This window comes from Conyzicola lurida (genome assembly GCF_014204935.1).
In the GTDB taxonomy this organism is placed as follows: domain Bacteria; phylum Actinomycetota; class Actinomycetes; order Actinomycetales; family Microbacteriaceae; genus Conyzicola; species Conyzicola lurida.
Genome location: NZ_JACHMJ010000001.1, coordinates 2,617,399 through 2,631,031, shown reverse-complemented (window position 1 = coordinate 2,631,031; position 13,633 = coordinate 2,617,399). Strand labels below are relative to the sequence as shown.

Below are 13,633 nucleotides of genomic sequence, written 5' to 3'. Positions count from 1 at the left end.
AGTTGACGATGAACGCACGAGCTGATTATCCCGGCCTTCAGGAGGTCGTCATCGGAGACGACCTGACGCCGTGGGTAAGCGCGGAATCCTATTGGCACCCGCGCCGCATCGTGCTGTCGGCCTGGCTCGAGCACGCGCCCTTCGCGTTCTGGATCACCAACGCGCTGAAGCCGAGCACGTTCGTCGAACTGGGCACGCACAACGGTTTCTCCTTCTACACCTTCTGCGAGGCGGCCCGTCGCCTGCGCCTCCCGTTGCGGGCGTACGCGCTCGACACCTGGCAGGGCGACGACCACGCGGGCTTCTACGGCGAGGAGATCTTCGCCGACGTCGACGCCGTGCGCGCCGAGCAGTACCCCGACATGGCGGTGCTGCTGCGCGGCTACTTCGAGGAGTCCGTCGACAAGTTCGACGACGGCTCGGTCGACCTGCTGCACATCGACGGCCGCCACGGCTACGAGGACGTCAAAGAAGACTTCGAGAGCTGGCTGCCCAAGGTCGCGGACCACGGCATCGTGCTCTTCCACGACATCGCGGAACACGAGAACGGTTTCGCGGTCTGGCAGCTCTGGGACGAGCTGACCGCGACATACCCGTCGTTCACCTTCCACCACGGTCACGGCCTCGGCGTGCTCAGCGTCGGAACGGTGATCCCGGAGCCGCTGCGCGCCCTCTTCGACGCGACCGACGAGGAGGCCGACGCCATCCGCGCGTTCTACTCGGACCAGGGCCAGATCATCACCGAGCGCTACCTGAAGTACCTCGAGATCGCCAACCTGCGGGCCGAGATCGACGCGTTGAACGCGAAGTCCGCCGAGCTCGAGACCCGCCTCGACGCCACCGTGCAGCACGTCAACGCGCAGCTCGGAGAGATGGCCGGCAGCTACTCGTGGCGCCTCACCTCGCCGCTGCGCCGCGTGGTCGCCCGCGTGCCCGCGCCCGCCCGGCGCACCCTCCGCGCGGGGGCTCGGCGGGTTCTCCGGGTTTTCCGCCGGTAGACTTCGCGAGTCGTTCGTGGTGAAAGAGGTCAGTATGTCCGGGATCCGTACCGGAGTGGTGTCCGTCGTGCTCGTCAACTTCCGAGGCGCGTCGGACACGATCGAGGCGATCCGACTCCTCGACGAATTGGACTGGCCGTCCTCCCGGCTCGAGATCATCGTCGTCGAGAACGCGTCGGGCGACGACAGCGCCGCGCGGATCGCCGCGGCAGCCCCGCACGTCACCCTCGTCGTCTCCGACGAGAACCTGGGCTTCGCCGGCGGCTGCAACCTCGGCGTCCGCCACTCCAGCGGCGAATACGTCGCGTTCCTCAACAACGACGCCAAGCCCGACGCCGCGTGGGTCTCCGCCGCGGTCGCCGTCTTCGAGGGCTCCGAGCTCGTCGGCGCCGTCGCCAGCAAGGTGCTCGACTGGGAGGGCGAACGCGTCGACTTCATCGGCGCCGGCCTCACCTGGTTCGGTATGGGCTACAAGCCGTTCACCGGCGAGGTGCTCGACCCCAATATGCCGGAGGCCTCGAGCGTGCTCTTCGGCACCGGCTCCGCCATGTTCGTGCGGCGCTCGGTATTCGACGCCCTCGAGGGCTTCGACGAGCGCTTCTTCATGTTCTTCGAAGACGTCGATTTCGGATGGCGCCTCAACCTCCGTGGTTGGCGCTACGCGTACGTCCCCGAATCGATCGCCTTCCACAAGCACCACGCCTCGATGAGCAGCTTCGGCAACTTCAAAGAGACCTACCTGCTCGAGCGCAACGCGCTGTTCACGCTCTACAAGAACCTGGGCCCCGACTCGCTCGCCGAGATCCTGCCCGCCGCGATGGCCCTCACCGTGCGCCGCGGCGTCGCCCGGGGCGCCCTCGACTCGACGTCGTTCGACATCCGTAAACCGGGCGGCGACGACGTTGAGACAATAGACGTTGCGAAAGAGACGATGGCCGGCCTGTTCGCCATCGACCAGTTCGTCGAGAACCTTCCCTCCCTGCGCGACAGCCGCCGGGAGATCCAGGAGTCCCGCGTGGTCTCCGACAACCGCGTGTGGCGACTGTTCGGCGAAACCGACGCCGCGTCATACGAGAACGACTACTACTTGGATGGATACATGAAGATAGCGAGCACCTTCGACGTTCTCGAGCCGGCGAAGCGCACGAGAGTGCTCGTCATCACGGGCGACCCGATCGGCGTGAAGCTGGCCGGGCCCGCGATCCGCGCCTGGAACATCGCCAACGCCCTCGCCGCCGACAACGACGTGACCCTGATGTCGCTCACCCTCGTCGAAGAGGACGTCGCGGCGCCGTTCGACCTCGTACAGGTCAGCGCCGGCCAGGACCGCGAGTTCAACGTCTACGAGCAGTGGGCCGACGTCATCATCTTCCAGGGCCACGCCATGGAGTTCTTCGAGTCGCTGCGCACCACGAGCAAGATCGTCGTCGCCGACATCTACGACCCGATGCACCTCGAGCAGCTCGAGCAGGCCAAGGAGTTCCCGCGCGCGGTCTGGGACCAGCGCGTCAGCGACGCGACCGTCGTGCTCAACGAGCAGCTCGGCAAGGCCGACTTCTTCGTCTGCGCTTCGGAACGCCAGCGCATGTTCTTCCTCGGCCAGCTCGCCGCCCTCGGCCGCATCAACCCGGCCAACTACGACGGCGACCCCGACCTGCGCGGCCTCATCTCCGTCGTACCGTTCGGCCTGCCCCGCGAGTTCCCCGAGCACAACCGCGACGTGCTCAAGGGCGCGCTCGACGGCATCGGCGCCGACGACAAGGTGCTGCTCTGGAGCGGCGGGCTCTACAACTGGTTCGACCCGAAGTCGCTCATCCGCGCCGTGGCCCAGCTCGCCGAGCGCCGCCCCGAGGTGCGCCTGTTCTTCCAGGGCACCAAGCACCCGCACCCCGGCGTGCCGGAGATGCAGATCGTCGGCGAATCGCGTGCCCTCGCCGAGTCGCTCGGTGTGCTCGACAGCGCCGTGTTCTTCAACCGGTCGTGGGTCGACTACTCCGACCGCCACAACTACCTGCACGAGGCCGACGCCGGCGTCAGCACGCACTTCGACCACATCGAGACCACGATGTCGTTCCGCACCCGCATCCTCGACTACCTGTGGGCGGGCCTGCCGATGGTCGTCACCGACGGCGACGTGTTCGCCGAGCTCGTGGCGAAGGAGGGACTCGGTGTCGTCGTCCCGGCGAACGACGTCGATGCCCTCGCCGACGCTCTCGAGCGCATCCTCTACGACGCGGAATTCATCGCCGAGGCGAAGGCGAACATCGCGCGTGTGCGCGAGGACTTCTACTGGGACCGTGTGCTCGAGCCGCTCGTCTCGTTCGTCGCCGACGCCCGCCACGCGCCCGACCTCGTGCGCACCACTGTGCGCGGCAAGTCGAACCGCCAGGTGCAGCCGCAGCGTCTGCCGAGCCGCAAGACCGGCACGCGCCACAACGTGACGCGCGCGCTGTTCTACCTGCGCAACGGCGGCCCGATGGTCGTCATCCGCAAGGTCGCCCGCCGCCTGGGACGTTGACCGCCGCAATGACCACGCCCACCATCTCGGTCGCCCTGTGCACGCACAACGGCGAGCGGTTCGTCGCCGAACAGATCCGCAGCATTTTGGCGCAGACCACGCCGGTGACCGAGATCGTGCTGGGCGACGATGCGTCGACGGATGCCACGGTGTCGGTCGTCGAGAAGGCGGTCGCCGGACTCGGCGCGAAGGCTCCCACCCTCGTGGTCATCCGTAACGAGGTGGCACTGGGCGTCGCGGCGAACTTCGAGGCCACGTTGCGCGCCTGCACGGGCGAGCTCGTGCTGCTCAGCGACCAGGACGACTCGTGGCACCCCACCCGGGTGTCGCTGACCGTCGCCGAGTTCGCCGCGCGTCCGCGGTTGACCCTGCTGCACAGCGATGCGACCCTCGTCGACGCCGACGGCACCCCCACCGGGCGCGGCCTGTTCGAGGTGCTCGGCGTGACCGCCGACGATCTCGCGTCCGAGCACGAGGGCAACGGCTTCGCCGTCCTGCTCACCCGCAACATCGTGACCGGGGCGACTGTCGCCCTGCGTCGCTCGCTCCTCGACGTGGCGCTGCCCGTCCCGCCGGCGTGGATCCACGACGAGTGGCTCGCCGCCGTCTCCGCCGCGACCGGCGGCCTCGACTCTCTCGAGAGGCAGCTCGTCGACTACCGCCAGCACGGCGGCAACGTCATCGGCGTCAGCCGGCTCAGCGTCGCGCAGAAGTGGGGCAAGCTCGTCGAACCCCGCGGCGACCGCAACACCCAGCTCGCGCAACGCGCTCTCGAGCTCGCGGACCGGCTCGGGAATATGCAGGGCGTGCCCGCCGACATCCTTCACTCGGCCCGGGGAAAACTGCTGCACGAGACCCGGCGGGCGTCCCTGTCGCCGCATCGCCTGGGGCGCCTGCGCACGGTCGCCGCCGAACTCGCCAGCGGCCGCTATTCGGTCTACGGTCGCGGCACCGCGGATATTGCCCGCGATCTGGTGCAACCCGCCTGACCGACGTCCCTCGGCTGTGAGTATGCCCTGAGGTAGACTGACCGCGACTTCTTCTGGCGACGGCGACGGGCTACTCGCGAAGAGATGTGTCACCGGTTTCGCGGTAGGGCGATACGGAAGGCAGTTGCACAATGATTACGGGGAAATCTATCCGCCGAGCGGTCGCATCGACCGTCACCGGAGTTCTGTTCGCCACCGGCCTGGTTCTCGGCATCGCCGCGCCCGCGCAGGCAGCGAACGCGGCCGCCTTCGATCCGGGGTACATCATCTCCGACGCGCGGTTCTTCGACTCCGGGGCGATGACCGAGGGCCAGATCCAGGCCTTCCTCAACGCGCAGGTCCCGACCTGTGTCGCCGGCAACGGCATCCCGTGTCTCAAGAACTACACGGCCGCCACCTTCTCGCGGGCGTCGGTCGCCCCCGGCCACTGCTACGCCTACCAGAGCGAGGGCGTCGAGTCCGCGGCCCACATCATCCTCAAGGTCGCCAAGGCCTGCAACATCAACCCCCAGGTGCTCCTCGCGACGCTGCAGAAAGAGCAGGGCCTCATCACGGCCACGTCGCCGACCGAGCGCCAGTACCGCGTCGCCATGGGGTACGGCTGCCCCGACACGGCCCCGTGCGACGCGCAGTACTACGGCTTCTACAACCAGGTCTACAAGGCGGCGTGGCAGTTCCGTCAGTACACCTACAGCCCCAAGACCTGGCGCTACAAGATCGGGCAGGTCGCGGTGCAGTACCACCCGAACGCCGCGTGTGGCGCCCCGACGGTGAACATCCGTAACCAGGCCACCGCGAACCTCTACAACTACACGCCGTACCAGCCGAACCGCGCCTCGCTCGCGAACCTCGGCGGCGTCGGCGACTCGTGCTCCTCGTACGGCAACCGCAACTTCTGGCGCTACTTCACCGACTGGTTCGGTACGACCACCGGCCAGATCAGCCCCATCGGCAGCCTCGACGTCGCCGTCGCGGTGCCGGGCGGCATCCGCGTGGGCGGCTGGGCACTCGACCCCGACATGACCGGCAGCGCCGTCTCGACCTTCCCGATCACCGTCGCGGTGCATTACGCCGGAGTGAAGCGCGCGTCGATCGTCGCGAAGGGCAACCGTCCCGACGTGGGCGCGCTGTACAACCGCGGCAACCTGCACGGGTTCGACACCTTCATCCCGATCACGGGCGCGGTCACCGGACCGCTCTGCGTCTACGCCACCAATATCGGTCCGGGCGCGAACGTGCAGATCGGCTGCGTCAACGTCACCACGCGTTCCGGCGCGCCCATCGGCTCGTTCGACACCTCCACCGGCGGCGTCGGAACGGTTTCCGTGGGCGGCTGGGCGCTCGACCCCGACACCACCGCCGCGACGCGCATCGACCTCTACGTCGGCAAGACCCTCGGCTACTCGTTCCCCGCGAACACGGCCCGCAGCGACGTCGCGGCCCTGTACCCGGGCTACGGCGCGGCGCATGGGTTCGCCACGACGGTGAAGGCCCCCGCTGGAACGCACAACGTGTGCGCCTACGCCATCAACGTCGGCGCGGGCTCCAACAAACTCCTCGGCTGTAAGACGACGACCGTGCGTGCGGCGGTCGCCGACGGGGGACGCGTGCCGGTCGGCTCGCTCGACATCGTCAAGGGCCAGGCCAACGGCATCCAGGTCGGCGGCTGGACCCTCGACCCCGACACGTCGGCCCCGATCCAGGTGCACTTCTACATCGACAAGGTCGGCTCGTCGATCAACGCCGACCAGCAGCGCTCCGACATCGCGGCGCTCTACCCGGCCAACGGCGGTGCGCACGGCTTCAGCGCCACGCTCCCGGCGAGCAAGGGCACCCACAACATCTGCGCGTACGGCATCAATACCGGTACTGGCGGCCACCTCACCCTCGGCTGCCGTACGGTGACGGTGGGCGCCACGGTGACCCCGTCCCCGACCCCGATCGCCGACAAGGGGCGCGTGCCGTTCGGCAACGTCGACGTGATCAAGCGCACGACGGGCGGCTACCAGGTCGCCGGCTGGGCCATCGATCCCGACACGACGTCGCCGATCGCGGTGCACGTCTACGTCGATTCCGTCGGCACCGCCATCCCGGCCCAGACCGACCGCCCCGACGTCGGCAAGGCGTACCCGACCTACGGTTCGCCGCACGGCTTCAGCGCGACGATCCCGGCATCGGCGGGCACCCACAAGGTGTGCGTCTATGCGATCAATCAGGGAGCGGGCGGTCACACCCTGCTCTACTGCCGCACCGCGTGACGCGGTAGACGCCCGGGCTCTCACAGCCGGCTTTTGTTACGGTAGATGGTCCCGCATCCGGGCAGGACGAGATTCAAGGGAACGAGTGTGGCCACATCCTGGAGCGCCGCGGGTAGAACGCGCCGCGAACGCATCGCTGAGTCGTACGCACGGTTCACCGAACCCCTGGCGACGGGCCTGCCCAACTGGCGGGTCGTCTGGTGGTTCCCGGCGATCGTCGCCATCGGGGCCATCCTGCTCATCGCCTTCAACATCAGCGGCACGTCGTCGGGCGCGCACTTCCTGAACTTCGGCACGGGCGAAGATCCACGTTCGCTCATCGGCAATCCCCGCGCCATCCGCTCGGACGAATGGCTCGTGCAGCAGGGCTGGATCGTCTCCCAGATCCAGCAGGGCTTCCCGGTCTTCAACGAGACGCTCCCCGGCGGCATGGACACCACGGTGCTCAACGAGCTGCCGAACACCGACTGGTCGACGATCTTCCGCCCGCACATGTGGGGCTACCTGCTCTTCGGCCTCGACGCCGGCACCGCCTGGCAGTGGTGGATCCCCGCTTTCGGACTCGTCACCGCCAGCTACCTGCTCGTCGTGACCCTCCTCCCGCGCCGCGCGATCACCGCCGCCGTCATCGCCTGCGTCGTCTTCTTCTCGCCGATCTTCCAGTGGTGGTACGGCCCGAACGCCCTGTGGCCCGCTGCGTGGTCGTTGCTCGCGATGGCCGGCACCGTCTGGATGCTGCGCGACGGCCGGCTGTGGCTGCGCATCGTCTGGGCCGTCGTGCTCGGCTGGCTCGCGGTCACCATGGCGATCGGCGTCTACGTGCCGTTCATCGTGCCCTCGATCCTGGTGTTCCTGTTCTTCTTCGTCGGTTCCGTGCTGCAGGAACAGCCCTGGAAGAACCGTGGATGGCGCACGCTGCTGCGAAAGCTCTCGCCCCTGCTCATCGCGGGAGTCGCCGCCGGCGCCGTGGTGCTGCTCTACGTGCGAACCCGCGCCGAGACCATCGCGGCGATCACCGGCACCGTGTACCCGGGAGCGCGGTCGGACCCCACCGGCCAGGCCTTCGCCGCCGATCCCTTCCTCGCCGGCTGGGCAGGCGCGCCGTTCGGCCAGTCGTTCCGATCGACTCCCGAGTGGACCCTCCTCGGCCCGAACCCCTCCGAGTCGGCCACCGCGATCCTGCTCGCGGTATTCGTCGCCCCCGGTTTGATCTGGCTGGTCCTCCGTGCCTGGCAGCGCGAGCGTCGCGTCAACTGGATCGCCATCGCCTCGCTCGTCGGCCTGGGCGTCGTGCTCGCCTACTATTTCGTGCCCGGCTGGGACGCCGTCGCCCGCCTGCTGCTGCTCGACAAGGTGCCACTCGGCCGCTTCCGCATGGGCTTCGCGGTCATGCTGCCGGTGTTCTTCGCCCTGGTCGCCCGCGAGGTCGACCGGGAGACCGACCGGGCGGTCGCCGCGGGAACAGCGCCCCGCCGCAACTGGCCGCTCGCGGTCATCGCCGCCGGTTCCGCCGCCGCGCTCACCGGGTACGTGCTGTACCGGCTCCAGACGCTCAATGCCACGACGTTCACCATCGTTCCGCTCTGGCCCGTCGCCGCCGTCGCGATCATCGCCGCCATGGCGCTGCTGTTCTTCAAGCGCACAATCGCGACGTCGGCGGCCCTGCTGCTGCTCGCGAGCCTCGTGATCGGCGCGGCCGTCAACCCGCTCTACCGCGGCGCCTACGACCTCAACGACACGGCGGTCGGCCAGAAGGTGCTCGAGATCGACGAGGCTGACCCGGGTACCTGGGTCGGTGTCGGGCAGTACGAGACCATGGCCGTGCTCGTGGAGTCGGGCGTCCGGGCGTACGCGGGCGTGCAGGCCTACCCGCCGGCCGAGACGTGGGCGGAGATCGACCCCGACGGCGAGTACGAGGAAAAGTGGAACCGCCTCGGCCACGTGCGCTGGGACTTCGGCAACGGCGAACCCGTCGTCACCAACCCGCAGAACGACGTGATCGAGTCGACCTTCGACGCCTGCTCTGACTTCGCCCAGGAGAACGTCGACTACATCATCGCCGACGAAAAGCCCTACCGCTACCGTTGCCTGGTCGAGCTCGCCGACGTCGAGCAGGGCAACACCGACATGCAGATCTACGAGGTCGTCGCGCCCTAGGCGCGTCCGTCAATCAAAGGAATCCCGTGACGTTTCACATCATGCTGCCGTTCTGGGGCAGCTTCGAGCACTTCCGCGAGGCCGTCGAGAGCGTGCTCGCGCAGACCGACCCCGACTGGAAGCTCACCGTGGTCGACGACGTCTATCCCGACCTCGCGCCCGGCGAGTGGCTCCAGGCGCTCGGCGACCCGCGCATCGAGTACATCCGCAACGAGGTGAACCTCGGCGTCAGCCGCAACTACGTGAAATGCGTCGGGCTGATGCAGGGCGAGTACTCGATGCTGTTCGGCTGCGACGACGTGATGCTGCCCGGCTACCTGGCACGGGTGAAAGAGCTGCTGACGCGTCATCCGGGTGCCGCTGTCATCCAGCCCGGGGTCGAGGTCATCGACGGCGACGGGGTGGTCAGCGAGCCCCTCGTCGACCGGGTCAAGAACCGGTCGCGCCTCTCCGGCGCCGGAGCCCGCGTCTACAGCGGCGAGGTGCTCGCGCACAGCCTGCTGCGCGGCAACTGGACCTACTTCCCGGCTCTGGTCTGGAAGGTGGAGCTGCTGCGTACCTACGGCTTCAACCAGAAGCTCGACGTCGTACAGGACCTCATCATGCTGCTCGACATCATCGAGGGCGGCGGCGAGTTCGTGCTCGACGACGAGGTGGTCTTCCGCTACCGCCGGCACCAGCAGAGCGTGTCGTCCGCGACGGCGACCGACGGCTCGAGGTTCAAGCAGGAGCGCGAGCTCTTCGACGCCGAGGTGAAGAGATTCGAGGCGATCGGATGGCGCAGGGCGGCACGGGCCGCACGCTGGCACACGCTCTCGCGCCTCAACGCGTTGACGCGCATCCCGCTCGCGGTACGCCAGGGCAACGGCAAGGGCGTCAAGGCACTGCTGACGCACGCGGCCGGCGGGCACATCCAGTAGACGGGTCGAGCTTGCTCCACCGCGCAAGCTCAACCCCCTTCCTAATTGCGCTTCTGCTTCCGCGCCTTCTTGGCCCCGCTCGGGTCGGCCAGCGTGCGGTCGAACGCGGCGAGCGTCTCGAGGGCGGTGCGGTTCCAGGTGAACAGCGCGGTGCGGTCGTACCCGCGCTCGCTCAGGCCGGCCAGCCACTCGGGGTTGTCCTTCGCCTTGACCATGGCGGCGGCGATGGAGTCGAGGTCGGTGGGCTCGAAGTAGCCGACGGCGTCGCCGCCGACCTCGTGGTAGACCGGGATGTCGCTCATCAGCACCGGAAGGCCGACGTGCATCGCCTCGAGCGCGGGCAGGCAGAAGCCGTCGCAGAAGTTCGGCACCATGAGCGCGCTGGCGTTGGTGTAGAGCCACTGCAGTTCCTCGTCGGAGACCCAGCCCTTGAGCTCCACCGAGTCGCCGAGGTCCAGCTCGTCGACGATGGGGCGCAGCGGGTCGTCGCCGCGGCTGCCGGTGATGACGAGGCGCGGTCGCTCCGCCGCGGGGATCCGGTCCATGGCACGCACGAGACCGATGAAGTTCTTGTGCGGCAGGCGGTTCCCGACCATGAGCATGAGGTCGCGCTGACGCTCGACCTTCTCGGTCGACGGGGTGACCGGGGGAGTACCGGCGAGCTGCACGACCTCGATGCGGTCGGCCGGGAAGTCCAGATACTTCTCGATGTCCTCGGCCGAGGCGACGCTGTCGGTGAGGATGCGCGAGGCGTGGTTGGAGATGCGGCGCTGCATCCACTTGAAGGGCTCGGTGTAGAGCGGGGTCGCCATGTATTCGGGCGCCCGGTAGTAGAGCATGTCGTGCATCGTGTACACGGCGGGCATCGCCGAGCGCCACGGGCCGAGCGTCGCCGGGTTGTGGATGAGGTCGGCGCCGACCTTCTTGGCAAAGCGAGACACCATAAACAGCTCGCCGAACGCCCAGGCGAAGCGGTTCTCGCCGCTGATGCCGGAGTTGACGACCTCGCCCGGGAACCAGGAGTGGTCGCGGGTCATGAACTCTTTGCTCGCGTAGCCCACGTACTCGTGCGGGGTGCCGAGGCGGCCGAACTCGCGGTACAGCTCGCGGGTGTACGTCTCCATGCCACCCTTGGTGCCGGTGTAGGAGAGCAGGTTGACGACGATCTTTGCCATGGGGCGACTACTTCTTGATGTCGATCGTCAGGATACCGACGAAGAGGCCGGACATGATCGTCTGCGCGCCGAGGATCATCAGCAGGGCGGACGGGACGGCGAAGCGCATCGTCTCGACGGGGTCGAGGCTGCCGAAGTCGTTGCCGGCCCAGATGACGACCTGCCAGACGGCGATCGCGAGACCGACGACGAAGGAGGCGAGGCCGGCGAGGGCGGCGTTCTCGAGCGTCGCTCGTTCGGCCAGGGAGCTGAACATCCTGCCGCGGGGCAGGAAGAAGCCCTCGCGTTGGCCGTAGAGCTTGGTGAGCAGCCAGAACAGTATCGCCTGGTAGCCGACGAGGGTCAGCGCGGCCAGGTAGAGCTGGCTGGAGATGTCGAACCCGACGTCGCCGATCTCGATCGGGCCGAAGAGCAGTGCGATCGACCCGAGGATGCCTACGCCGAAGCCCACGATGCCCGGGTAGAGGAACAGCCAGGTGGGGCTGAACAGCAGGAGGAATCGCAGGTGGCGCCAGCCGTCGTGCCAGCTGCGCAGGTGCGGCGGGCGGCTGCGGCCGTCCTTCTTCAGCGTCGTCGGCACCTCGCTCATGGTGAGACCGGCGAGGGTCGACTTGACCACGAGCTCGCTGGCGAACTCCATGCCGGTGGTGCGCAGGCCGAGGCCGAGGATGGCCTCGCGCGAGAATCCGCGCAGACCGCAGTGGAAGTCGCGGATCTGCGAGGGGAAGAGCACGCGTCCGATCCAGGAGAGCACGGGGTTGCCGAGGTACTTGTGCAGCGGGGGCATGGCGCCGGGCTCGATGCCGCCGGAGAACCGGTTGCCCATGACGAGCTGGTCGCCGGCGCGCAGGCGCTCGACGAAGTTGTCGAGGTGTTCGAAGTCGTAGGAGTCGTCGGCGTCGCCCATGATGACGTACGTGCCGTAGGCGGCCTCGATGCCGCCCATGAGCGCGTTGCCGTACCCCTTGTTCGCGATGGCGACGACGCGGGCGCCCTCGGCCACGGCGATCGCCTGCGAGCCGTCGGTGCTTCCGTTATCGGCGATGACGACCTCGCCCTGGACGCCGGAGACTTCGAAGTACTTCCGTGCCTTACGGATGCAGACCGCGAGGGTCTCCGCTTCGTTCAGGCACGGCATGACGATCGAGAGCTCGATAGTCGATGTGGGCACGGAAACACTCCTAAAAAATGCGCGGGGCGCGCGAGTACGCTGGTGAGCCGGGATTGCTATCCTATCGGCGCACCATTTTAGACGCGTGCCCGCCCCGAGTTCTGCGAATCTGCGCAGTAAACTCCACCACGACGGAACTTACGAGTCCGCTCAATAAGAAGGTTGTCTTTTGTCACTGCGCGATGCCCTCAACGGTCACCGAAACTCTCTCGGGATCATCCGCCTGGTACTCGCGGCAGCCGTCATCTTCGACCACGCGTTCCCGCTCGGCGGCTGGGGCACGGCGCCGTTCCTCGCCTATACCCGCGGCCAGCAATCCCTCGGCGGTCTCGCGGTGCTCGGCTTCTTCGCCATCAGCGGCTACCTCGTCACTAAGAGCGGCCTCTCCACCGACGTCGTGCAGTTCGTCTGGCGCCGCTTCCTGCGCATCTTCCCGGGATTCTGGCTGGCACTCGTCGTCGGCGGGTTCCTCGTCGGGCCCGTCATCTGGCTGTCCCTCGACCGTCCGCTCGCCGGTTACTTCGGCCTCGGCATGGGCGGGCCGTTCGCCTACCTCTACAACAACTTCACGCTCGCCATCGGGCAGTTCGCCATCTGGGACATCTTCACCACCAACCCGTACGGCCTCGACGGCAACGGCGGCCCGATGAACGGGTCGATCTGGACCCTCATCTACGAGTGGACCTGCTACCTCATGCTCGCCGTGTTGATCGCCTTCGGCATCCTCAAGCGCGCCAAGCTTGTCGTGCCGCTCATCACGGCGTTCTTCCTCGTGATGCAGGTGCTGACCCTTGCCGTACCCGGCGCCACCGCGACCCTCATCCCGTTCTTCGCCGACCCGTGGCGCGTCAACTTCGGCCTGATCTTCTTCGTCGGCGCCTGCATCGGCCTCTACTCCGACAAGATCCCGTTCGACAACTACCTCGGAATCTTCGCCGGCGTGTTCTCCGCGGCCACCCTCGCGTTCGGCGGGTTCAACACCCTCGGCTACATCGCGTTCGCCTACTTCATGCTCTACCTGGCCGCCCGTCTGCCGAAGCGCGTGCAGTGGATCGGCGCGAAGAACGACTACTCCTACGGCGTCTACCTCTACGGCTGGATCGCCGAGCAAGGGCTCGCGTTCCTGGGCGTGCACCGCTGGGGCTACTTCCCGTACGTCGCCCTGTCGCTGATCGTCGCCTTCGGCTGCGCCTGGCTCAGCTGGCACATCGTCGAGAAGCAGGCGATGAAGCTCAAGGACCGGGGCCCCGGCCGCGGCATCCGTTTCTGGTTCGACGCGACCCGGTCGCGCTTCGGCCGGCGCGAGCGTCCCGCCGCCGTCGTGGCCGACCCGACCCCGACCCTGCCGCCGGTGTCGACCCCGACCCCGGTCGTGCCGTCGACGGTGGCACCGACGCCGCCCGCCCCCGTGGTGCCGCGGGTGGCGCCGGGGGACCAGGCCTGAACG

9 protein-coding genes are annotated in these 13,633 nt (G+C 67.9%); 7 read left to right on the top strand and 2 right to left on the bottom strand.

Annotation, left to right across the window (positions count from 1 at the left end; translation table 11 throughout):
• The first annotated feature begins 8 nt into the window (after positions 1-8).
• The 6 genes from HD599_RS12825 to HD599_RS12800 all read left to right on the top strand — a co-directional run bounded on the left by HD599_RS12825 (position 9) and on the right by HD599_RS12800 (position 9,840).
• Positions 9-998, top strand: a complete 990-nt coding sequence (locus HD599_RS12825) for a class I SAM-dependent methyltransferase (protein WP_184238171.1) — start codon at positions 9-11, stop codon at positions 996-998.
• Positions 999-1,032: 34 nt separating this feature from the next.
• Positions 1,033-3,516 carry a glycosyltransferase gene (locus tag HD599_RS12820; protein WP_184238169.1) on the top strand — a complete coding sequence of 828 codons (2,484 nt, stop codon included), beginning with the start codon at positions 1,033-1,035 and terminating at the stop codon, positions 3,514-3,516.
• A gap of 8 nt (positions 3,517-3,524) precedes the next feature.
• On the top strand, positions 3,525-4,505 hold the full coding sequence (locus HD599_RS12815; RefSeq protein WP_184238167.1) for a glycosyltransferase family 2 protein: 981 nt from the start codon (positions 3,525-3,527) through the stop codon (positions 4,503-4,505).
• A gap of 131 nt (positions 4,506-4,636) precedes the next feature.
• Positions 4,637-6,763: a hypothetical protein gene (locus tag HD599_RS12810; RefSeq protein ID WP_184238165.1), complete on the top strand. Its 2,127-nt coding sequence runs from the start codon at positions 4,637-4,639 to the stop codon at positions 6,761-6,763.
• Positions 6,764-6,850: 87 nt separating this feature from the next.
• Positions 6,851-8,920, top strand: a complete 2,070-nt coding sequence (locus HD599_RS12805) for a DUF7657 domain-containing protein (protein ID WP_184238163.1) — start codon at positions 6,851-6,853, stop codon at positions 8,918-8,920.
• Positions 8,921-8,946: 26 nt separating this feature from the next.
• Positions 8,947-9,840 (top strand): glycosyltransferase, encoded by an 894-nt coding sequence (locus HD599_RS12800; protein WP_184238161.1) that lies wholly within the window; start codon positions 8,947-8,949, stop codon positions 9,838-9,840.
• Positions 9,841-9,881: 41 nt separating this feature from the next.
• Here the strand turns inward: HD599_RS12800 and HD599_RS12795 are convergent, their stop codons facing one another.
• A complete protein-coding gene (locus HD599_RS12795; protein ID WP_184238159.1) occupies positions 9,882-11,015 on the bottom strand; it encodes a glycosyltransferase family 4 protein in 1,134 nt (377 codons plus the stop codon).
• Positions 11,016-11,022: 7 nt separating this feature from the next.
• Positions 11,023-12,186 (bottom strand): glycosyltransferase family 2 protein, encoded by a 1,164-nt coding sequence (locus tag HD599_RS12790; RefSeq protein WP_343062057.1) that lies wholly within the window; start codon positions 12,184-12,186, stop codon positions 11,023-11,025.
• 169 nt (positions 12,187-12,355) lie between these two features.
• On the opposite strand from HD599_RS12790, the gene HD599_RS12785 reads away from it, so the two are divergent.
• Positions 12,356-13,630: an acyltransferase family protein gene (locus tag HD599_RS12785; protein WP_184238157.1), complete on the top strand. Its 1,275-nt coding sequence runs from the start codon at positions 12,356-12,358 to the stop codon at positions 13,628-13,630.
• The last annotated feature ends 3 nt before the right edge of the window (positions 13,631-13,633 follow it).

Coding starts and splice junctions, on each gene's coding strand:
- HD599_RS12825 (WP_184238171.1), top strand. CDS start 9: ATGAACGCACGAGCTGATTATCCCGGCCTTCAGGAGGTCGTCATCGGA.
- HD599_RS12795 (WP_184238159.1), bottom strand. CDS start 11,015: ATGGCAAAGATCGTCGTCAACCTGCTCTCCTACACCGGCACCAAGGGT.
- HD599_RS12820 (WP_184238169.1), top strand. CDS start 1,033: ATGTCCGGGATCCGTACCGGAGTGGTGTCCGTCGTGCTCGTCAACTTC.
- HD599_RS12815 (WP_184238167.1), top strand. CDS start 3,525: ATGACCACGCCCACCATCTCGGTCGCCCTGTGCACGCACAACGGCGAG.
- HD599_RS12810 (WP_184238165.1), top strand. CDS start 4,637: ATGATTACGGGGAAATCTATCCGCCGAGCGGTCGCATCGACCGTCACC.